Annotated in this window: 21 protein-coding genes and 1 pseudogene; 7 read left to right on the top strand and 15 right to left on the bottom strand. The window is 39.9% G+C overall.

Features of this window, described 5'->3' with window-relative positions; translation table 11 throughout:
• Position 1: 1 nt before the first annotated feature.
• Together BkAM31D_RS22750 and BkAM31D_RS22755 are read right to left on the bottom strand one after the other, a co-directional pair.
• Entirely contained in the window at positions 2–1,300 is a 1,299-nt protein-coding gene (locus BkAM31D_RS22750) for an HD domain-containing protein (RefSeq protein WP_066155051.1), read from the bottom strand.
• A gap of 163 nt (positions 1,301–1,463) precedes the next feature.
• Positions 1,464–1,688 (bottom strand): YuzB family protein, encoded by a 225-nt coding sequence (locus BkAM31D_RS22755; RefSeq protein WP_066155054.1) that lies wholly within the window; start codon positions 1,686–1,688, stop codon positions 1,464–1,466.
• Positions 1,689–1,912: 224 nt separating this feature from the next.
• Here BkAM31D_RS22755 and lipL point away from each other — a divergent pair, with 224 nt between their 5' ends.
• The gene (gene lipL, locus BkAM31D_RS22760) at positions 1,913–2,752 is read left to right on the top strand and encodes an octanoyl-[GcvH]:protein N-octanoyltransferase (protein WP_066155057.1); all 840 of its coding nucleotides are present in this window, start codon (positions 1,913–1,915) and stop codon (positions 2,750–2,752) included.
• 40 nt (positions 2,753–2,792) lie between these two features.
• Here the strand turns inward: lipL and pta are convergent, their stop codons facing one another.
• Complete coding sequence (gene pta / locus BkAM31D_RS22765; RefSeq protein WP_066155060.1) at positions 2,793–3,782, bottom strand: phosphate acetyltransferase; 990 nt, start codon at positions 3,780–3,782, stop codon at positions 2,793–2,795.
• Positions 3,783–4,044: 262 nt separating this feature from the next.
• Here pta and BkAM31D_RS22770 point away from each other — a divergent pair, with 262 nt between their 5' ends.
• From BkAM31D_RS22770 to gerQ, 4 genes are all read left to right on the top strand, one after another.
• Positions 4,045–4,785: an enoyl-CoA hydratase/isomerase family protein gene (locus tag BkAM31D_RS22770; RefSeq protein ID WP_066155063.1), complete on the top strand. Its 741-nt coding sequence runs from the start codon at positions 4,045–4,047 to the stop codon at positions 4,783–4,785.
• A gap of 82 nt (positions 4,786–4,867) precedes the next feature.
• Positions 4,868–5,617, top strand: a complete 750-nt coding sequence (hemQ, locus tag BkAM31D_RS22775; protein ID WP_066155068.1) for a hydrogen peroxide-dependent heme synthase — start codon at positions 4,868–4,870, stop codon at positions 5,615–5,617.
• Between the two features lie 206 nt (positions 5,618–5,823).
• Positions 5,824–6,255, top strand: a complete 432-nt coding sequence (locus tag BkAM31D_RS22780) for a cell wall hydrolase (RefSeq protein WP_066155072.1) — start codon at positions 5,824–5,826, stop codon at positions 6,253–6,255.
• Between the two features lie 24 nt (positions 6,256–6,279).
• Entirely contained in the window at positions 6,280–6,774 is a 495-nt protein-coding gene (gerQ, locus tag BkAM31D_RS22785) for a spore coat protein GerQ (RefSeq protein ID WP_235820442.1), read from the top strand.
• A 125-nt stretch (positions 6,775–6,899) separates the two neighbouring features.
• On the opposite strand, the gene BkAM31D_RS22790 is transcribed toward gerQ, so the two are convergent.
• The 9 genes from BkAM31D_RS22790 to BkAM31D_RS22830 form a co-directional block, all read right to left on the bottom strand.
• A complete protein-coding gene (locus BkAM31D_RS22790) occupies positions 6,900–7,274 on the bottom strand; it encodes a DUF423 domain-containing protein (RefSeq protein ID WP_174521914.1) in 375 nt (124 codons plus the stop codon).
• A 30-nt stretch (positions 7,275–7,304) separates the two neighbouring features.
• Positions 7,305–7,592: a DUF5327 family protein gene (locus BkAM31D_RS22795; RefSeq protein ID WP_066155080.1), complete on the bottom strand. Its 288-nt coding sequence runs from the start codon at positions 7,590–7,592 to the stop codon at positions 7,305–7,307.
• 130 nt (positions 7,593–7,722) lie between these two features.
• Positions 7,723–7,995 (bottom strand): MerR family transcriptional regulator, encoded by a 273-nt coding sequence (locus BkAM31D_RS22800; protein WP_371807172.1) that lies wholly within the window; start codon positions 7,993–7,995, stop codon positions 7,723–7,725.
• A gap of 34 nt (positions 7,996–8,029) precedes the next feature.
• Positions 8,030–8,767: an exonuclease domain-containing protein gene (locus tag BkAM31D_RS22805; protein ID WP_066155082.1), complete on the bottom strand. Its 738-nt coding sequence runs from the start codon at positions 8,765–8,767 to the stop codon at positions 8,030–8,032.
• Positions 8,768–8,774: 7 nt separating this feature from the next.
• Positions 8,775–9,779, bottom strand: coding sequence for a DUF294 nucleotidyltransferase-like domain-containing protein (locus tag BkAM31D_RS22810; protein WP_066155087.1), 1,005 nt, complete (start codon positions 9,777–9,779; stop codon positions 8,775–8,777).
• Positions 9,780–9,781: 2 nt separating this feature from the next.
• Positions 9,782–11,047, bottom strand: a complete 1,266-nt coding sequence (locus tag BkAM31D_RS22815) for an ammonium transporter (RefSeq protein ID WP_066155090.1) — start codon at positions 11,045–11,047, stop codon at positions 9,782–9,784.
• A 285-nt stretch (positions 11,048–11,332) separates the two neighbouring features.
• On the bottom strand, positions 11,333–11,995 hold the full coding sequence (locus BkAM31D_RS22820) for a uracil-DNA glycosylase (RefSeq protein WP_371807173.1): 663 nt from the start codon (positions 11,993–11,995) through the stop codon (positions 11,333–11,335).
• An 89-nt stretch (positions 11,996–12,084) separates the two neighbouring features.
• Complete coding sequence (locus BkAM31D_RS22825) at positions 12,085–13,485, bottom strand: sucrose-specific PTS transporter subunit IIBC (RefSeq protein ID WP_066155093.1); 1,401 nt, start codon at positions 13,483–13,485, stop codon at positions 12,085–12,087.
• Between the two features lie 410 nt (positions 13,486–13,895).
• Positions 13,896–14,822 carry a helix-turn-helix transcriptional regulator gene (locus BkAM31D_RS22830; RefSeq protein ID WP_371807174.1) on the bottom strand — a complete coding sequence of 309 codons (927 nt, stop codon included), beginning with the start codon at positions 14,820–14,822 and terminating at the stop codon, positions 13,896–13,898.
• A gap of 329 nt (positions 14,823–15,151) precedes the next feature.
• On the opposite strand from BkAM31D_RS22830, the gene BkAM31D_RS23845 reads away from it, so the two are divergent.
• Positions 15,152–15,301, top strand: a complete 150-nt coding sequence (locus BkAM31D_RS23845; RefSeq protein WP_157076823.1) for a hypothetical protein — start codon at positions 15,152–15,154, stop codon at positions 15,299–15,301.
• A 115-nt stretch (positions 15,302–15,416) separates the two neighbouring features.
• On the opposite strand, the pseudogene BkAM31D_RS22835 reads toward BkAM31D_RS23845, so the two are convergent.
• Together BkAM31D_RS22835 and pgmB are read right to left on the bottom strand one after the other, a co-directional pair.
• Positions 15,417–16,858 (bottom strand): annotated as a pseudogene (locus BkAM31D_RS22835) (glycoside hydrolase family 32 protein).
• Between the two features lie 68 nt (positions 16,859–16,926).
• Entirely contained in the window at positions 16,927–17,604 is a 678-nt protein-coding gene (pgmB, locus tag BkAM31D_RS22840) for a beta-phosphoglucomutase (protein ID WP_066155099.1), read from the bottom strand.
• A gap of 215 nt (positions 17,605–17,819) precedes the next feature.
• Between pgmB and rarD the strand changes: the two genes are divergently transcribed.
• Positions 17,820–18,659, top strand: a complete 840-nt coding sequence (gene rarD / locus BkAM31D_RS22845; protein ID WP_306807425.1) for an EamA family transporter RarD — start codon at positions 17,820–17,822, stop codon at positions 18,657–18,659.
• 31 nt (positions 18,660–18,690) lie between these two features.
• Here rarD and glnA read toward each other — a convergent pair whose 3' ends face one another.
• Positions 18,691–20,049 carry a type I glutamate--ammonia ligase gene (gene glnA, locus BkAM31D_RS22850; RefSeq protein WP_066155104.1) on the bottom strand — a complete coding sequence of 453 codons (1,359 nt, stop codon included), beginning with the start codon at positions 20,047–20,049 and terminating at the stop codon, positions 18,691–18,693.
• Between the last annotated feature and the right edge of the window lie 236 nt (positions 20,050–20,285).

Here is a 20,285-nt window from a genome sequence, read left to right on the forward strand (position 1 = left end):
CTTATACGTTTAATAATTCTCGGATCTTTTCCTTAATGTCTTTATGTTCACGTTCATCTTCTAAATAATCGAGTGGAAAGTAGAGTTTATGGTCTGTGCGTTTCTTTCCTGAGATCGCCTCAACGACCTCAGATTCACGGGATAACTCTCGTAACTTCCCATTTGGCATTATTAGATGGATCGGCAATCGTTCTTCTTCCTCACCTGGGCGATAAAAATCATAAGGCAGGTCAGACGATGAATCAACGACTAAATAATAATCTGGATTCAAATTGGCTTTTTTGAATAAGTCTTGGAGCACGAGCCAATCATTCATCTGAAGATTCGGGTTAAACTCGACATACTTAAACAATTTTCTATTAAGAAATCTTACACAAAGATCTCTTAAAATGCGATCCTCTTCATCTTGCCAAATTTGAAAATAATACATGGTTATCGCCTCATCTAGGCGTAAATAATCGTCCAAGCTCCCTTTTCCATTAAAAAAGGAATAAAAATGGTTAGGCTTATGCTTAAAGTCGTAGCCCTCTTCATATAGCTGCTTCACCCGCATAAAAATTTTGCTTAAAATCACTTCTGCACTTCTCGTTACTGGGTGGAAATAGACTTGCCAATACATTTGATAACGACTCATAATATAGTCCTCAACTGCATGCATGCCACTTTGTTTAATCGCGACTTGATCCTCCATCGGACGCATCACTCGTAAGATCCGTTCCATATCAAAATGCCCATAGCTCACCCCTGTGTAGTAAGCATCACGTTGTAGGTAATCCATCCGGTCGGCATCTATTTGACTAGAAATAATGCTTGTCACAAGTTTATTGGAGTACGTCTTCTCGATCACATCTGCAACCGCTTGGGGAAACGTTGGACTAACGTTTGAAAGTACTTCGTTAATTTCTGTATCTCCAAGAATGATCTCTCTTGTCCATTCTTCATGATCGGTATCAAATACTTTCTCAAACGAATGAGAAAATGGACCATGTCCTACGTCATGTAATAACGCAGCAGAAAGCGCCAGTAACCGTTCATTCTCATCCCAATGCGGACGACCTTGAAACACTTCAAGAATTCTCCTTGTGATCTCATATACACCTAGAGAATGGTTGAAGCGGGTATGTTCGGCTCCATGGAAAGTCACATAAGTTGTCCCTAGCTGTCTTACCCGACGCAATCGCTGAAATTCCTTTGTTCCAATTAATTCCCAAATCAATTCATCTCGAACATGAATATAACGGTGCACCGGATCCTTAAATACCTTTTCTTCACTTAACTGACCATAATAAGGTTTTGTCATAACCGTCCCTCTCCATCTATAAGGTAGTTCTAGTATACCTAGAAACCATTCTTGCCTGCTAGGGTAATTTAGTATCCACATCTCATGAACTCCATGCTGATTTGAACTGAACCGATAAGCCGGCCGTCTCGAAAAAAATCCCTAGCTGCCTCGCAACTAGGAATTATAACTTTACCTTTTTCATTACTTTTTCAATTAATTGATCTTCATCCGGTGCTGCAATTGGACGATTATTTACAAAGCAAAACGATTTTTTTCTACCTGGACCGCAATAGGATTGGCAACGGATATCAATCGTTGCAGCAGAATCCACTTTTTGCAATCGCGGAACGAGTGTTTTTATATTGGTTGCTTGGCATTCATCACAAATGCGGAATTCGTTAGCCATATAGTCTGTTCCTTTCAACAATTAAAATTCATCTATACTTGCAAAGCTTATCTTCATTTTAGCCAACAAATAGTATAACACAGAGCCTCTCTTATGAACAAATGAAGACCATGTTCATTCCTTAGTTTCCCTCCATTTGCATGGATGATACTTTGCGCTATCTTCAGATCCAGCCTTCAAACTGCTATAATAAGGATCAAACTGACTATTAGGAGTACGCTTTTATGGAAAACAACGACCTTTTAACCATTTCGCCAACATGGCGTTTTCTTGACCATACAACATTTGGACCGCAATTTGATGCTCTGCAATCATTTGCTTATGATGACACACTCTGTACTTTTATTGGTCAGCATGATGCGACACCGACCATTCGTGCCTGGGTTCATCATCAAACTGTCGTCCTCGGTATCCAAGATAGCAGGCTTCCTCACATTGAAAAAGGCAGAGCCCTCCTTCTGGAACAAGGCTTTCGCTCCATTGTACGTAATTCTGGCGGGCTTGCCGTTGTCTTAGATGAAGGAGTCTTAAATGTCTCGCTTATTCTAAAGGAAGAGAAAGGCTTGTCAATTGACCATGGCTACAACTTAATGTACTCCTTAATTAAGAGCATGTTTGCTTCTTATCCAGTAACGATTGATGCGTATGAAATTGTTGGATCGTATTGTCCAGGAAGCTTTGACTTAAGTATTGCCGGTCAAAAGTTTGCTGGGATTTCACAACGGCGAATTCGCGGTGGTGTCGCTGTTCAAATTTATCTTTGTGTGACTGGCAGTGGAAGCGAACGAGCTCAATTGATTCGCAACTTTTACGATCAGGCCGTTCAAGGAAGTCCAACTAAATTCACTTACCCAATTATACAACCCGAAACGATGGCCTCTTTAAGTGAATTACTCGGGGTTGAGCTATCAGTAGCTGATGTAATGATGCAATTGTTAAAAACGGCTCAAAGTCAAAACATCCAACTAACGGTACAGCCATTCTCAGAAGAAGAGCAGCTATTGTTCTCAGACCATTATGATCGTGTCAGATTGCGCAATGAGAAGGCGCTTAGCAACATCTAAAAAAGCGAGCTTAGTTACCAAGCTCGCTTTTTTTATTCTTTCATGAAGTTACTTTTTGGTTAATAGCTTGCATCGCTGTAATTAGAGAAAGCTTATAAACATCTGCTGCGTTACAACCACGCGACAAGTCATTTACTGGTCGGTTAAGTCCTTGAAGAATTGGGCCGATCGCATCATAACCCCCTAAACGCTGTGCAATTTTATATCCAAGGTTTCCAGACTCAAGGCTAGGGAAAATGAAGACATTTGCTTGACCTTGAAGGGGTGAATCTGGTGCTTTCTTTTGAGCAACAGCAGGAACAAAAGCTGCATCAAATTGGAACTCTCCATCAATAACTAGATCTGGTCTAGCTTCTTGAGCAAGCTTTGTTGCTTCTGAAACCTTTTGTGTTTCAATTGATGACGCTGAACCTTTTGTCGAGAAGCTTAGCATCGCGACTTTCGGATCAAGTCCAAACACTTTCGCAGTTTCAGCTGTTGCAATCGCAATTTCAGCAAGTTCCTCACTATTAGGAGCGATATTGATTGCGCAATCACCAAATACAAATTTATGCTCATCTTTAACCATCACGAACACACCAGACGTTCTTTTAATTCCTGGTTGTGTTTTGATAATTTGTAATGCCGGACGAACCGTATCACCTGTTGAATGAGCGGCTCCACTTACAAGTCCATCAGCTTTCCCCATGTATACTAACATCGTCCCGAAATAGTTTACATCAACTAATTTCTCACGAGCCGTTTCCTCTGTTTCTTTGCCTTTACGGCGTTCGACAAATGCAGCAACCATTTCTGCCATTTCAGTATAGTTATGTGGATCAATAATCGTAACGTTCCCTAGTTCAACATTGTTTTGTTTCGCCTTCACTTGAACGTCTTCAACATTCCCAATTAAGATAGGTGTGACAACTTTGTCCTTTGCTAAGTTAGCAGCCGCTTCTAAGATACGTTCATCCGTACCTTCTGGAAGCACAATTGTTGGGTTATGTTTCTCTACTTGTGCTTTGATTTCCTCAAAGAGATTACTCAAAATAATTCCTCCTCATTCAACCTCGATCAAATATTATATGACAAGAATACTCCTCTTGATTGCAAAAGGGAACCTCCTCAGCCATGTTCATTCAAGTGTTAATTTTTCAAACAATCTATCTGTTTGCGCTTCCATAAAATGCGTATTTTTTTAAAATAATATTTCTTATAGTAGGATTGCCAAAGGAATTCAAGCTTATGTGTCGAATATCTTACAGTGATCAAAAATGAATAACCATTCATTTAATAAGGAGGATAAGCTTATGACAAGTTCGACAATTTTGTATGAAATTCGCAATCACGTTGCGACGATTACACTTAACCGCCCTCACGTAAAAAACGCATTAAATACCGAACTGCACATCGCTCTTTATGAAGCATTAGATGAAGCAAAACACGACAAACATGTAAACGTTATCGTATTACAAGGAGCTAACAACGCTTTTTGTGCTGGAGCTGACCTAAAAAGTATTCCAGAAGAAGAATTACTTTCTTTTGATTATGGCAATTATTTGGACGGAACGTATAACAAACTAATACGGCTAATGGTGTCTATCGATAAACCACTTGTTGCTTATATAAATGGCATTGCCGTCGGTGCAGGTTTGAGTATCGCACTAGCTTGTGATTATCGTGTTGCGACAAAAAAGGCTTTGATGGGTCTTGGCTTTTTGAAAATCGGCCTTGTACCAGATGCTGGAGCGTCCTTCTTCCTTCCAAGAATTGTTGGCTTAGGCAAAGCAAATGAATTAGCACTCGGCGAAATCATCGATGCAGAGGAAGCTTACCGGATTCATCTCATTAATCGCATTGACAATCTCGATGAGCTTATTACACAACTAGTAAAAATGCCAAAACAAGCTTTTGGAATGATGAAAAGAACGTTTCGTACAAGCTTTGAACAAGATTTAGAGAGTGTCCTTCAACAAGAAGTTACAAACCAACGAAAAGCTGGTCAGACAGCAGAACATAAAATCGCTGTACAGCAATTTCTGTCACGTTAATGTCAACCTCTTTGTTTTTAGTCTGCGTTCAATTATGGTATAGTTTGAACGATGATAGAAAAAACAAAGGAGTTGTTTATACATGAGTGAAGCTGCAATTACACTAGATGGTTGGTATTGTTTGCATGATTTCCGTACGATCAATTGGCCTGCATGGAAGATGGTTTCTACTGAGGAGCGCGAGCAAATCTTAGCAGAATTCCATTCGATGATTGATAAGTGGAATGAAACAGAAGCGAACGAAAAAGGCAGCCATGCCATTTATTCAATTGTTGGTCAAAAAGCAGATATCATGTTAATGATCTTGCGTCCAACGATGGAAGAATTAAATGAAATTGAGAATGCTTTTAATAAATCTCGTCTTGCTGAATACACAATTCCTACATATTCATATGTATCCGTAGTTGAACTCAGTAACTACATGGCAGGCGAAAGCGACGAGGATCCATATCAGAATCCACATGTCCGCTCACGTCTTTATCCAACATTACCAAAAGCTAGTCACGTTTGCTTCTATCCGATGGACAAGCGTAGACAAGGCGATGATAACTGGTACATGCTTCCAATGGAAGACCGTCGCTCCCTTATGCGCAGTCATGGCATGATTGGCCGTGGATACGCTGGGAAAGTAAAACAAATCATTACCGGTTCTGTTGGTTTTGATGATTGGGAATGGGGCGTGACATTATTTTCCGATGATGTGCTTCAATTTAAAAAGTTAGTTTATGAGATGCGTTTTGACGAAGTTTCAGCGCGTTATGGTGAGTTCGGTTCATTCTATGTTGGTAACATTTTGAATCCAGATCACCTTGCACGTTTCTTCCATCTGTAACATATGCTTAGGGCAACTCCATTATTGGGGTTGCCCCTTTGATTTTTTTCTGAAGAAAAAGGATGCATACCCTCGTTTTTGCGGTCATATAGTGAACTAACTGCACCGCCTACGTGAAATCATCCATTTCTTCATGCATTTGATGGATGCAGGATTGCTTACATTTCTACATCATAAGATTAACAACATGAATAGGAGGTGAGCGGATGGCTGTTATTAAAGCTAATTCAAGCGATATTGATGTGCTTGCCCGCCTGATGCGTGCTGAGGCTGAAGGTGAAGGTGAGCTTGGGATGTTGATGGCTGGAAACACGATGGTTAACCGCACAAGGGTTCGTTGTTTAGACTTTGGAGAAGTGAATACCATTCCACAAATGGCATTCCAATCGCCAGGCGGTTTTGAAGCTGTTCAGAAAAGTTACTTTTATCAGCATGCTCGGGAAAGAGATAGACGTCTTGCCCAGCGCGTAATTAACGGAGAGAGGTTTCACCCTGCTGAGTTTTCCTTATGGTTCTTCAGGCCTGAAGGATCATGTCCAGCACAATGGTGGGGTCAATGGAACTCGGGAAGATATAAGTTACACTGCTTCTATTCTCCAACGCAATCCGATTGTTCTGAAGTATTCAGCACATATTAAATTTACATCAAAGGGGCGATCAATGTGTATCAACAACCTTGGTATCCGCAACAACAAGCTGGAACAGGCTACGGCCAGCAACAGCCACAAATGCACCAACAGCAAGCCGGTGGACAGATGCCGTACCAATCTGCTCAAGCGTATCAATTTTCTCAAATACCAGGCATCGGACAGCAGCAGCAACAAATGACACCGCAACAATTGTTTGCTCAGCAACAAGGCATGCTGCCACTTGAGCAGTCGTTCATTGAAAACATTCTTCGCTTGAATAGAGGGAAAGCAGCTACCTTCTATATGACGTATGAAAACAATAACCAGTGGAATGCGAAAATCTTTAGAGGAATTGTTGAAGAAGCAGGGCGTGATCACATTGTCGTCGGCGACTTTGAAGACCAAAAGCATTACTTACTATTAATGGTAAATCTAGATTACGTTGAATTTGACGAACCTATCGAGTATGACTATCCGTTTGGGCAAGCAGCCCCATTAGCCACATATTCACCTCGACCAAATGGTTGAACACCATACTTAGTTTAATTAGAAAACGTGATTCCGTCTTTAAGTAGAAACAGAGAGGGAAACGCTTTAGGGGGCGTCACAGGTCAAAACAGACCTTTGTGACGCCCCTAAATTATTTGTTTAACCTATAAACCTCTTACCACAGCTATCCCTACAAGTACCCAACCAACAATAAAGGCCAATCCCCCGATTGGAGTAATCGCACCCAATTTGGTAATTCCTGTTAACGCCATCGCATATAGACTACCAGAGAATAACAGCACACCAACCAAAAACGCCCATCCAGCTCCATTTAACAATCCCGATACTGGTATTTTTAAAGCAAGGAGACCGACAACTAAAATGCCAATCCCGTGGATCATATGATACTGTACCCCTGTTTGATAGTTTTTCATCATTTTCTCTGTTAAACGCGGCTCAAGGCCATGCGCCCCAAACGCACCGATCATAACAGACAATGCCATAATAAAACTTCCAATGAATATAAATAACTTTGCCACTTCATTCAACCTCTTTCACTCATAAGTTTGTTAAAATTCGAGGAGATTCCTTCCCTTTACCTCTTGTTCCACGTTGGTTACTGGTTGTTGTGGTTCTGAATAAGGTAGTTGTTGTGGTTGTGAATAGGTTTGTTGCCGTGAAGCCTGCTGTTGCTGCGTGATAGCAGTGGATTGAGAGCCCTTTAGTAGCTGACAATACGCTTCAATAACCGCCACACTTTCTGATATAGTTTGTTTATCTTGATTCGAGACAGCATCTTTGAGCTTAGCAAGCTGGACATCTAATTGTTCGCAAATCTTCTGAGCTGGTATATCCATTATGTATCCCTCACTTTCATCACTTCCTCCTAGTATACAACGAATAAAGCAACAGACCAATCCTAGACCACTTTGCTTTTATAAGAGCATTGAAAAAGACTACTGAGGCAAGGTGCGGTTTCACCTTTCCTCAGTAGTCTTTATGATTCATTTCCTCTTCTTGTCTTGCTGCAAATATCGCCTTCACACCTGCAATGTTCACCCCTTGCTTAATAAGAGATTTAATTTCAATAAATTTCTCGATATCATCAAGGGAAAACATCCGTTGGTTTCCTTCATTTCGAGATGGCTTAATTAGGCCTTGTTCTTCATAATAACGAATTTGACGGGCAGACAAGCTCGTCATATCCATGACTACACGGATTGGAAAACAGGCCTGCTTTCTTGGAATATCTGACTTCACTCGCTCCCTCCTCCCCCGCTACTATATTCACACTCTAGTTGTTAGACCTTTTTGCTAAATAGGCATAAACATCTCTTAATGTATCAAACCCTTTGTCCTTCACTAACTGCAAATTCCTTTGCCATAATTGCGCTGTTAGTAAAGCATCTTCTAATGCATGATGCCTCGTTTGGACTGGAATGTTGTAAAACGCGCAACATTCATCGAGGGTAATCATATTTTCATTTGGAGTCACAATTTTCATAAGAAAAGAGGTATCTAAAATACGATGCTGAAACGTGGTTCGTAACGTCTGCCATGTCGCATGTGACATAAACTTTTTTTCGTGATGAGCATGGTGAGCTACCAAAGTAGAGTGTCCGATAAATCGATAAAAGTCAGATAACACATCTATTAACTGTGGCGCATCCGTTAGTTCTTCTATCGATAAATTCGTTAATTCTAAAATCGTTGCTGACGGCATTTTGTTACACTTGACTGTGGAATAAAAGATATTTTCTTTAAGGATTTCACACCCCTTCATTTTCACGGCACCAATTGAAAGAATGCAATCTCCTTTGTCAGGGTAAAAGCCACTTGTTTCTAAGTCAAAAATAATAAACGGAAGCTCTGAAAGTGGGCAATCAAGGACATTCTCCTGCTTTAACTCTCTCTGAATCTGACGTAATTGAGAGTACCTGGCAGTGTCAGATTGCTGTTGAAAAGACGTATAGACATTTGGGCTTAATTTATTTGACAGCTGTTTTACAAGCTGCATCATGTTATTTATCATTTCGCTTTCACCCTTTAATAAAATCCTTCGCGATCTCCTGATACAATCGATGTCCTTGTTTCACCCATTTTTTCACAAGCTTTCGTTCCTCTTTATTCAGTTGATCGATTTTTAAATAATGTATATCCTCGTAATCCTTCGTGTTCTTATGCCAAATCAATTGTTGTTCAAGTATGTCAGTGAACGTTTTCTTCATTTCCTTCACATGTACATACTTATCCGGAAGTTGTTGGAATCTCTCTAATGTTGAAGATGATAAAATCTGCTGTTCAAGAGCGAGCAACCGCAGAGAATTTACATAAGGAAATAATACGATTTGCTTAAAATCAAATTCCCCTTGATGTTTGCCTTTCGGCTCAACAAGGAGCTGATTAAACAAACCAATTCCTTTCTTTAACCTTCCTGTGTTCTCAGTAAATCTTTGAAGCAAAAAAGGCTCTGCTTTAATCATTTGAAATAACGTTCGTTTTAACTTAGTAAAGATTTCATTCTGACCATAAAACGGCGTTGAATCAACAAACGTGAGTGTGTAACGTAGCGTTTCCCAAGTCCCGGTACGCAACCAAATCCTCACCTGTTCTTCCCATTGTTTAGACGAACGACACCAACGACTGCTTGATGCCATGACATTGCCATCACAACGCTTATACCCTACCTTTTCAAGGGCGTACACGATCTCGGCTCCAAAATGAAGGAAGTATTCAACATCTTCTTCGTTGTCACTATCAAAGACAAGCCCATGGTCTTGATCACTCCAAAAAGATTGTTCCCTTCTGCCTCCACTCCCCATTAAAAAGAAAGCAAAGTGAGTAGGAGGTTTCCCCCACTCACTTTCTGTCTTTTTTAGAGCGAGACATACCGCTTTTGTTATAATCGATTCATGACTGACTTGAAGAGAGGCTGACGTATGATCTTGATGATGAATCGTTTTAAGGCGTTCCTCAAACAGATGCCTGTACTGTTCATCCCACCCTTTGTCGCCATAGACAGAATAAACATTTGCCTCTGGCATTTTTATGCTCCAGTTCTTTCATTACCAGGCATGCTTTCTGGATAACCGTAGCTACCGTGCTCACTTAGGTCAAGACCAACAATTTCTTCTTCTTCAGATACACGCAATCCACCAACTAATGCTTTGGTTACTAGAAGCAATACATACGAAGCGATGAATGCAAATGCACCACACGCTACAACACTTAATACTTGAACACCTAACTGAGAAAATCCTCCGCCGTAAAATAGACCAGCGCTACCACCATTCATTGCAGCAAGTTCAGGTGTTGCAAAGAATCCAGTTGAAATGGTTCCCCAAATCCCAGCTACACCATGAACAGATAATGCGAAGATTGGATCATCGATGCGAGCCTTATCGAAAAATTTCATACTAAAGAATACGATTAGACCACCAACGATTCCGATTACAACAGCTGCCCAAGGAGCTACGAATGCACAAGATGCTGTTATCGCTACAAGTCCAGCTAATGCACCATTCAACATTGTTGGCACATCAGACTTTCCAGTCATTGCCCAGGCAATGAATAAAGCGGCTACTGCACCTGCTGCTGCTGCTAATTGCGTATTTAACGCTACATATCCAAAGAAAGCATCTGCAACTTCTAACGTACTACCTGCATTAAATCCAAACCAACCTACCCAAAGAATGAGAACCCCTAAAGCAGTATAGACTTGGTTGTGACCTGCTAACTCATTTGCTGAACCGTCTTTGTTGTATTTACCAAGACGCGGCTTCAATAAAATGGTTGCTGCAAGTGCTGCCATCGCACCTGTTAAGTGGACTACTGTAGAACCTGCAAAATCTTGTTTCCCTAAGTTCGCTAACCAACCGTCACCCCAAATCCAATGAGCCACAATCGGATATACAAACGCTGAGAATAAAACGGCGAATACAATGTAAGTTGATAATTTCGCACGTTCTGCAAATCCACCAAAAGCAATTGTCAGAGCAATCGCGGCAAACATAACTTGGAAGAAGAAGTCTACAGAACCAACTAACCCTTCTTCAGCGGTTGAAAAGTCTCCAAAGAAGAAATCTGACATCCCAATAAAGGCGTTCCCTTCCCCATACGCAAAACCCCAACCAACTGCCCAATAGACTAATGAAGCAATTCCGACTGTGAAAATAGTCTTACCGGCAATATGCCCAGCATTTTTCATTCTCGTTGATCCGGCTTCTAATAGAATAAAGCCTCCTTGCATGAATAAAACTAAGACTGCGCAAATCATGACCCACAAATTATCCATAAGTGCTAATTCAGTCATCTCAACCTCTCCTCTCAGATTGTGAACATGTTAGCGTCAGAGAAGCTAACATCTCTTGTTAGTTCTCATTATACGTACAAAATATTCTGAATCTACTCTATTGTCAGATATCCTAACAAGCTTTTTAAGACGTCTCAAATCCATGAAAGGGCTTACCCCATTGGTAATAAAAGGCTATTCCAGTATCAAATCAACTAGTAAAAAAGGGTCAGCTTTCAACCAGTAACGATCTCTCTGGCTTCAGCTAACCCTAGATTTTTTATAATCTGACATTCAAAATTAAATTTACCAATCAATATAACCTAAGTTTTCATCTTGCAAAATTTGATTAATTTTTGAAAATGGTTTACTCCCGAAAAAGCCACGACGTGCAGAAAGGGGACTAGGATGAACGGATTCAATTACATAATGGTGAGGATTTGTAATCATCGCTTTCTTTTCCTGTGCATGTTTGCCCCATAGCACAAAGATAACAGGTTGCACTTTGTCATTTAAAGCCTTAATCACTTCATCGGTAAAGGTTTCCCACCCTTTTCGTCTATGAGAGGCAGCCTCTTTTTCCCTTACAGTTAGTACCGTATTTAACAATAGGATTCCCTGCTTTGCCCATGGAACTAAATAACCATCTACTGGAATCTCACAACCTAGATCATCACGTAATTCCTTATAGATATTTCGTAATGATGGTGGAATCTTCTCTCCAACCTTTACTGAGAAACTCAAACCGTGTGCTTGGTTCGGCCCATGGTATGGATCTTGTCCTAGCATCACTACTTTTGTCTCATTGTAAGGGGTTAACTCCAACGCTTGAAATCTATCTTTTTTGGGAGGATAAATAAGATGAGAACTCGATTCTTCCTCCAAAAATGTTTCTAACGCTTTAAAATAGTCCTTTTTTCTTTCTCGTTCTATTAATGTTTCCCAATCGTTTGTTTCCACCAATGCCACTCCTTTGCCTATCATTTTAACATGTTGAAACGAGGAACGATTGAAACAGCAATCAAAAAAGCCCGCTTGAAACGGACTTTTTTCATTATTTATTTTTTTGTAGTATCTTCTTTTAAACCTAATATCCAAGTAGCGATAAACGCACCAACTGCCGCGATCAGCATTCCAATTAAATAATTGATAATATTTGAAGATCCAAATGGAGCAGCGATGGCAATCATCGGAATTCCTGTTAATCCGTACGCATTCGTGACAACATTCATAGCCACCACATATGCTCCCCCTAACGCTCCACCAATCGCCGCTCCAATAAACGGACGCATGAATCGTAAGTTAACTCCGAATATAACAGGTTCCGTTATTCCAAGGAAAGCTGAAAACGAAGCCGGAATCGCAATTTCTTTTACTTTTTGATTTTTCGTTAAGAAAAAGACAGCAAAACCTGCTCCTCCTTGTGCCACATTTGCCATTGCCCAAATTGGTAATAGGAAGTTAACACCTAGATCAGCAATCAAGGCTGCTTCAATCGCATGAAAACTATGATGAACACCTGTAATCACAATGGTTGAGTACAGTCCACCAAAAATCAAACCAGCGAAGAGGCCAGCTGTATTATAAATGAAGTCAAGGCTCCACGTTAAGCCGTTTCCGACCCAAGTTCCAAGTGGACCGATAAACAACATAGCGATAAATCCGGTTAGAATTACTGTCACAAAAGGAACCACTAACAAATCGATTGCATTAGGGACGATTTTTCGCAATCCTTTTTCAATCTTACTCATAATATAGACGACAAGAAGAATAGGAATGACCGTTCCTTGATAGCCTAACAGCTCGACATTCATTCCAAAGAAAACAATGGACTCAGGTACCGCATCTGTTAACGTCCATGGATTTAATAAGGCTGGATGGGTCATAATTCCACCGAGTACAGCTCCTAAATATGGATTCGCTCCAAATTCCTTCGCTGCGCTAAATCCAATTAAGATCGGTAAAATAATAAAGGCAGCACTTGAGAACATATCGAGAAACAAGATCCAAGGACTATCTGGCGCTACCCACTCAAACGCAGTCATCATCCCAAGTAAGCCCATTAGCAAACCACTTGCAACGATGGCTGGAATGATGGGAACGAAGATATTTGATAACGTGCGGGCGATTCGAGCAAAAGGATTCATTTTCTTTTTCGCAGCTTCAGCATGATCAACTTGCTTTTCCCCGCCATCGGTATCTTTTGTCCCTAAACCAGTTTCATTCGCAAATTCAGCGTATACTTTGTTAACAAGACCCGTTCCGAAAATCACTTGAAATTGGCCAGATGCACTAAATACACCTTTTACACCCTCTAATTCTTCAATTTCCTGTTTATTAGGCTTGTTATCATCTTTTAACACAAGGCGCAAGCGAGTCGCACAATGTGTCGCACTAATAACATTTTCATTTCCTCCTAGATGCTCAATGAGCTCTTTTGCCGTTTTCTTAGCATCCATTTTTCTTCCTCCTCAGTTAGTCAGTAATATAGCATGAACAGAAGCAGGAACGTTATAAGCACGCAAAAAAGACCTAAAATGACACCGCTTCTTTGACATGCGAATCCACGTCTAATCGGTTCCATTTTAGGTCTTGCCTGCAAATCAGTAACAATCCCACATTTGTTGTTGTCGCTTTCATTCTACAGCTTCAGACATCAACCGTCAACTGTTGAAAATTCCCAACTTAATCACTCACTCTAAGGCTTACTAATTCGCTCGAATGATTAGCAAGCCTTGGTAACTCCTTTTTTATTAGCTTAATTTTGCATCAGAATATATTACGAAAGAACGAAATGATTAAGCGAGGCATATAGAGGAATAGCTCAATAAACATCCCCAATAAATCCGAGAGCCACATTCCCCTATCCCTATCCCTTTTCTTCTTTTGCTTCATTGTTGATAGCTCCTTCAAAGTCAAGTTCAAAGTGTAAGTTAGTCGGCTCATCAGGTAAGACCAATAATGGGTCACCAGATGTTACTGAAACACTGTCGTCTACTTCTTCAAATTCAACGGAATCCAACCACACCGTTCCACTTCCAGCTAGCAGGATGCCTATATTAATAACGGATGCTTCTTCTGGAATATCTAATACTACTTCATAGGGACTCCAACTAGTCGTTCCTTTGATCGGTCTACCTTCCATATTATCAAAAGCAAGAATCTCATCAGCTTCACCGTCAACACGCATCCATAACCCAGCCCAATTTGCCACCTGGTCAGATTTGACAAACGCGGAAAAGCGAACTCTTTTTTCACGATACTTCCTTGCCTTAAACATTTGCATCATTGTTGCAAATCCATGCACACTCTCATGCTTTGAACGGATGATTGCTGAGGCTTTTCCACCATGGGCTTTTCGAGTATCGACCCCAATTTCATATTCATTTGGGTTAGAGCCACTCGGCATCCAACCTTTTGGTATTAATTTGTTCAATGGCAAATCCTCCTTTGTTAAAAATAAATTCCTTGTAAATTTACGATATTTTGCTGGACTAATATGGAACACTTGTTTAAAAGCTCTCGAAAAAGCTTCCTGTGATGAAAAATGATACTTCAAAGCAATCTCAAGTACACGTTCATCACTTAACACAAGCTCAGAAGCAGCATGGGTTAGTCGTCTCCGTCTGATATACTCCGTTAAAGACATCCCCACAATCGATTGAAAAATTCGATGAAAATGAAAAGGAGAATATGAAACTTGTTCAGCTATTTCTGCTAACGATAGTTGTGTTAACAAATGCTCTTCTACATACGTAATCGAATCACGAACAGCCGTCATGTAATGTTTTCTCAACACCTCTCCCCCTCCCAACTTATTGTAACAAACCCACAAAATGGATTTTTGATTTTTTTTGCGATATATACGAATACACTAAAAATACTTTTCCTTTCCCTCTTACAACGTCAACCGTTTTTTAAATCGATCTCAAAAAAGCATGATATTATCTTTTTATTGTATTGATCAGATCATTCGCAAGGTTATAAAATAGAATTAAATAACAAACAATAAAAATTTCTATCCACTACCATGTGACATAAATTTGAAATGCAAGTCGTTTTTGACGCTATCCGTATACATTATTAATTCAGAATATTCAAAAATATTATAAAAGGGTGAGCTAAATGAAAGATACAAACTGGTCAGATTGGCAAAAAAAAATTATTCAACAGGAATATGTAGAGCCAGATATTACAATCGAAAAAATTAAAAGCTCGATTGAAAAAATTAATCAAAAATACAGCCACCGTTATGTAGCTGCAGCAAGAAAATAATCGCTTTAATAACCTCTAAACTTTGAAACTCACAGTTTAGAGGTTTTTTTCTATATATTTTTCTCATAAGAAAAACCTTCACCTGATTACGGCAAAGGCATTAAACATGCAGTAGCTACAACTTCCAAGCTGTAAGATTTACTTTTGCTTTTCCTTCTGATGAAAAAGAGATCCCCGTCTCTGTTATTTTAGGGTAAATACGTACCGAGAATACCTCTTCACCATCATTAACAAACAGCTCCAATGATGATGTATCAAGATAGATTCGGAGGTTATCCAACGTTTCTATATGACAAAAGCGTTCTTCAACTGTTTGTCCATCAACAAAGCTAATACGGTCGACTTTCAGTAATTGCTCTTTTGGAGAATAAACAATATTGGCATGATTGCGAATGTTTATTGAGATCGGTTCATTCTTTTCCAAGTTCTCCATGAACAACTCAAGCGTTTCTCCTTCTATCTTGTCAAAGCTTTGTTTGTTTGACTTTAGTTCAACACCAGGATATGAAACTTCTTCTTTCCGCAGCTCTTTTAACTCTACAATTGGCTGTTGATAGAGCTTGCCGTCTACTAGCTTTAATTCTCTAGGCAGTGTCATTGCATGAACCCATTTGTGTTCAATCGTCGGATGAGCATCCTCACGCTCTTCTGGCATTCCAAACCAACCAATTAAAATACGACGACCTTGTTCATCAACCGTTGTTTGAGGAGCATAAAATTCAAAGCCCCGATCAATTTCTACAAAGGCTCCATGATTGTACTTAGCGTGTTCGTAATCTAATTCGCCAATAACATAACCCGCCTGATAGAGATTTTGATAGTGGATCCCGTCTGACTCGATTCCTTGAGGCGAGAAGACAAGGACTTCTTGACCATCAAGTGTAAATAAGTCAGGGCATTCCCACATATAACCAAAGTCACCAAATTGTCCGATATGTGCACCAGCTATTGCCCCAAATTCTCCCAATGATGTAAATCATTCGAGCGAAATAAAACGGCTTTTCCTGTTTCATCCTTACTTTGCGCACCAATAATTAGGTAGAATTGACCGTCATGCTCCCACACTTTCGGATCGCGAAAATGAGGCGTGTAACCTTCTGGAAGATTCAATACAACGCCCTTTTTTTCAAAATCCAGTCCATTTTCCGAAACAGCCATAACTTGGTATGTTTCGCGATTATTATGCTCATCTTTGACATTTCCAGTGTAGAATAAATAAATCTTGCCTTCATGCTCAATGGCACTACCTGAGTAGCAGCCATTTTTATCAAACCAATCACTTGGAGTAAGAGCGATATCCTCATGTTGCCAATCCACTAAATTTGTAGACGTGTAGTGTCCCCAGAACTTCGCTCCATGCTCTGTTGCAAACGGATTCCATTGATAGAACAAATGATAAATTCCATTAAACTGAATAAAACCATTAGGGTCATTTAACAAACCAACAGGCGGCATGACATGGTACGCTAATCGATACCGATCGGCGTTTACTACCTTTTTTTGCTTTTCAACTTCTTCATATGCTTTCTTTCGCAATTGCTGATCAAGTTGTGACATGTAAAATCTCCTTTTTCGTGCTCTTTCTCATAAAGCAAATCTTATCTTACATAACGATCTTTTTCAAACTATTTTAAAACCAATTGTCGCTCATTCAACGCTCGCTCCAACGCCTCAACCGTTAATTTTAAAGTAGAATCTAAATATAAGTCAGCTTGCTTTAGAAATGGTTCATGGCCAACACCTACTGAAAACATTTCCGTTTGTAAGATCGCTGATAATCCTGGTTCCCCATCCTCAATTGCAACACATTCACTAGGGTCCGCACCTGCTAATTCAGCTGCTTTTAAGAAAATCTCAGGATCTGGCTTTCCCTTTTTAAGCTTTGTGACATCAACAACGTCTTGAAAATAATCAATTAGCTGCAACTGCGTTAATACGAGCTCAGCATTTTGACTAGCTGAAGCAATGACCATTGGGATGTTGCGATTAGCCAACTGCTGAATAAATGCTCGTATGCCCGGCTGAGCATCCTCTGCCGTTAGTTTGGAAATTAATTGTTGGTAATGTTTATTTTTTTCTTCACAAATATCAGCTATTTCCTGTTCCTTATATGTACGTCCACAACGCTTAATCATTGCGTCAACTGTCTTTCGACGACTAAGCCCTTGCAACGATTGGTTCCACTCCTCTGTAAAATCCACACCTAGCTGCTTAGCTAACCGAGAGTTCGTTTCAAAATGTAACGGAACGGTATTAGAAATAACACCATCCATATCAAAAATAACGACTTTTATTTGTTTCATGCTTGTTCCTCCTATTTTTATTTAGCTACCCGAAAATTTCCGATAGGCAACGATTGTTCCTTTGTGTAAAATAGATCTAACTCATCTAGAGAAGGAGAAAAGTATATGCAACAATCAGATCAACGATTAGGGGTTCTTACTGCAATCGCCGCCTATCTGCTTTGGGGAGTCCTCCCCTATATTGGAAACTCCTCGACTCCGTTTCCCCTGGAGAAGTGTTAGCACACCGTGTCATTTGGTCATTGCTTTTTATGGTCGGTATCTTAGCAGTGAGTAAGCAGCTCGCTCCAGCATGGAAGGAATTTATTAGTATTTTTACACAATTTCGGTCAGCGATTGGCATTCTGTTAGCCTCTAGCTTCATATCAATAAACTGGTTTATTTTCATTTGGGCTGTTAACAGTGATCATGTCATTGAAGCAAGCCTTGGCTATTATATTAATCCATTGCTTAATGTTTTATTAGGTGTACTCTTTTTAAAAGAATCTCTCACACGCTGGCAAATCGTTTCTTTTAGCCTGGCTTTTGTAGGCGTCGGCATTCTAACGATGAATTACGGCGCCGTGCCGTGGGCTGCTTTGTCTCTTGGGCTTTCATTTGCTTTATATGGGCTGTTTAAAAAACTCGTCAATGCTGGCGCTCTCGTTGGCTTAACAATTGAAACGTTATTGGTAACACCGATTGCACTCCTGTATTTGTATTGGATTCACCATCAACCAGGCTTTTCAAGCGCATTTAGTTTTACACAGTTAGATACAACCGTTTTGCTCGTTGTATCAGGTGTTGCAACGGCTGTTCCTTTATTGCTTTTTGCCATTGGCGCTAGACGGATATCGTTATCTCTCATTGGCTTTTTACAATATATTGCTCCAACGATCATGCTACTTCTTGGCATATTCCTCTTTAACGAGCCTTTTTCACGTGTACAATTCCTCTCCTTTTTACTAATTTGGATTGGATTGATTCTTTTTACCACTTCAAAGACACCTGCATTTCAAAGAATTGTTTCAATGCGATCACGCTCAAAAGATGGACAAAATGAAAAGGCATGCTGACACATATCAGCATGCCTTCTATCATATATTATTAGAACTTACCTTGGTAAGCATCAACTTCCCAGTTCGTTACAGCAATACGGAAGTCATCGTATTCAGCACGCTTAAGAGCTAAGTACTCACCAAAAGCATGGTCCCCAAGTGTTTTGCGTCCGATCTCACCAGTTTCAAAGCGGTCAAGAGCTGCTTCAAGACTTGTTGGCAAGTTTTCAATTCCACGAGCATCTAATTCTTCTTTAGACATGTGGAAGATGTCAGCATCTACAGATGGTAGAACAGACAAGTCACGGTCTACCCCGTCTAAACCAGCAGAAGCAATTACAGCAAATGCAAAGTAAGGGTTAGCTGATGGATCCGGGCAACGAATTTCTACACGAGTTCCCGCTCCACGTGTTGCAGGGATACGGATTAATGCAGAACGGTTAGATGCAGACCAAGCGATGTAGCATGGTGCTTCGTAACCAGGAACTAAACGCTTGTAAGAGTTAACAAGTGGATTTGTTACCGCTACGAAATCCTTTACGTTATCCATTAAACCAGCGATAAATTGATAAGCTTTTTCAGATAGTCCAAGTTCGTTAGACGCATCATAGAATGCATTCTCTTGCTTTTCGTCATTGAATAAAGAGATGTTTACGTGCATTCCACTTCCATTTTCACCAGCAAGTGGTTTTGGCATAAAAGTAGCATGATAGCCAAATTGTTGAGCAACTGTTTTTACAACCCATTTGTAAGTTGTTGCTGCATCAGCTGAACCTAATGCATCAGCATATTTGAAGTTAATTTCATGTTGACCAATCGCTACTTCATGGTGAGATGCTTCAATGGTGAAGCCCATCATTTTCAAAGCTTTATAGATTTCAAGACGGACTTTTTCACCTAAGTCTTTAGGAGACGGTTCAAAGTATCCACCTTTATCTTGTGTATCTAGTGTCGGTTGTCCGTTCTCATCTGTCTTAAATAAGAAGAATTCAAGCTCAGGACCAACACTAATTGAATAACCTTGATCTTTCGCACGCTTAACTGTTTTTTTCAAAACGTTACGAGGATCTCCGTCAAAGTCAGATCCGTCTGGCTTTTTTACGCTACATAAGAAGCGAGCTTCAGAGTAACCCTCTTGTTCTGTCCAAGGTAGAACTGCAAATGTTGTTAAGTCAGGATCTAAATATAAGTCTGATTCGTTAATAGGTGTATACCCCGTGATAGAAGAACCATCAAACATTACTCTTCCTTCAACTACTTGATCTATTTGGTCTGCCGTTACCGTAACATGTTTAAGTGTTCCCTCAATGTCAACGAATTGTACGTGAAGAAGTTCAACGCTCTTTTTTTCAATCGTTTCCTTTATCGTTGCGACTAAGCTTTCTCTCGTAGGAGTCGAAATGGCCATTTTTACAACACTTCCTTTTCATGTAATGTTTTGTGACATCAACTTGTTATGTTTACTTTATGATGTTGTGCGAATTTTCGCAATGACTATGTCAGATTATCTAACATAGAATATATAGCCCGTGTTTTCGCGGTTTTCACGTCAATCCGCACCATTAAAACAATGAAAAGGCTTACAGTATTTCAATTTTCTTAAAATTGAATTTTTAACTAAGTTCTTGCATTTTTTCATTTATT

Origin of the sequence: Halalkalibacter krulwichiae, from assembly GCF_002109385.1 — a bacterium.
Taxonomy (GTDB): Bacteria; Bacillota; Bacilli; order Bacillales; family Bacillaceae_D; genus Halalkalibacter; species Halalkalibacter krulwichiae.

What these genes read in the sequence shown, in the direction of transcription:
- lipL (WP_066155057.1), top strand. Translation starts at nt 1,913, where the DNA reads ATGGAAAACAACGACCTTTTAACCATTTCGCCAACATGGCGTTTTCTT.
- BkAM31D_RS22805 (WP_066155082.1), bottom strand. Translation starts at nt 8,767, where the DNA reads ATGATAAATAACATGATGCAGCTTGTAAAACAGCTGTCAAATAAATTA.
- BkAM31D_RS22810 (WP_066155087.1), bottom strand. Translation starts at nt 9,779, where the DNA reads ATGCCAGAGGCAAATGTTTATTCTGTCTATGGCGACAAAGGGTGGGAT.
- glnA (WP_066155104.1), bottom strand. Translation starts at nt 20,049, where the DNA reads ATGGCCATTTCGACTCCTACGAGAGAAAGCTTAGTCGCAACGATAAAG.
- BkAM31D_RS22780 (WP_066155072.1), top strand. Translation starts at nt 5,824, where the DNA reads ATGGCTGTTATTAAAGCTAATTCAAGCGATATTGATGTGCTTGCCCGC.
- BkAM31D_RS23845 (WP_157076823.1), top strand. Translation starts at nt 15,152, where the DNA reads ATGAAAGATACAAACTGGTCAGATTGGCAAAAAAAAATTATTCAACAG.
- BkAM31D_RS22750 (WP_066155051.1), bottom strand. Translation starts at nt 1,300, where the DNA reads ATGACAAAACCTTATTATGGTCAGTTAAGTGAAGAAAAGGTATTTAAG.
- hemQ (WP_066155068.1), top strand. Translation starts at nt 4,868, where the DNA reads ATGAGTGAAGCTGCAATTACACTAGATGGTTGGTATTGTTTGCATGAT.
- BkAM31D_RS22795 (WP_066155080.1), bottom strand. Translation starts at nt 7,592, where the DNA reads ATGGATATACCAGCTCAGAAGATTTGCGAACAATTAGATGTCCAGCTT.
- pgmB (WP_066155099.1), bottom strand. Translation starts at nt 17,604, where the DNA reads ATGAAACAAATAAAAGTCGTTATTTTTGATATGGATGGTGTTATTTCT.
- BkAM31D_RS22755 (WP_066155054.1), bottom strand. Translation starts at nt 1,688, where the DNA reads ATGGCTAACGAATTCCGCATTTGTGATGAATGCCAAGCAACCAATATA.
- BkAM31D_RS22770 (WP_066155063.1), top strand. Translation starts at nt 4,045, where the DNA reads ATGACAAGTTCGACAATTTTGTATGAAATTCGCAATCACGTTGCGACG.
- BkAM31D_RS22825 (WP_066155093.1), bottom strand. Translation starts at nt 13,485, where the DNA reads ATGGATGCTAAGAAAACGGCAAAAGAGCTCATTGAGCATCTAGGAGGA.
- BkAM31D_RS22815 (WP_066155090.1), bottom strand. Translation starts at nt 11,047, where the DNA reads ATGACTGAATTAGCACTTATGGATAATTTGTGGGTCATGATTTGCGCA.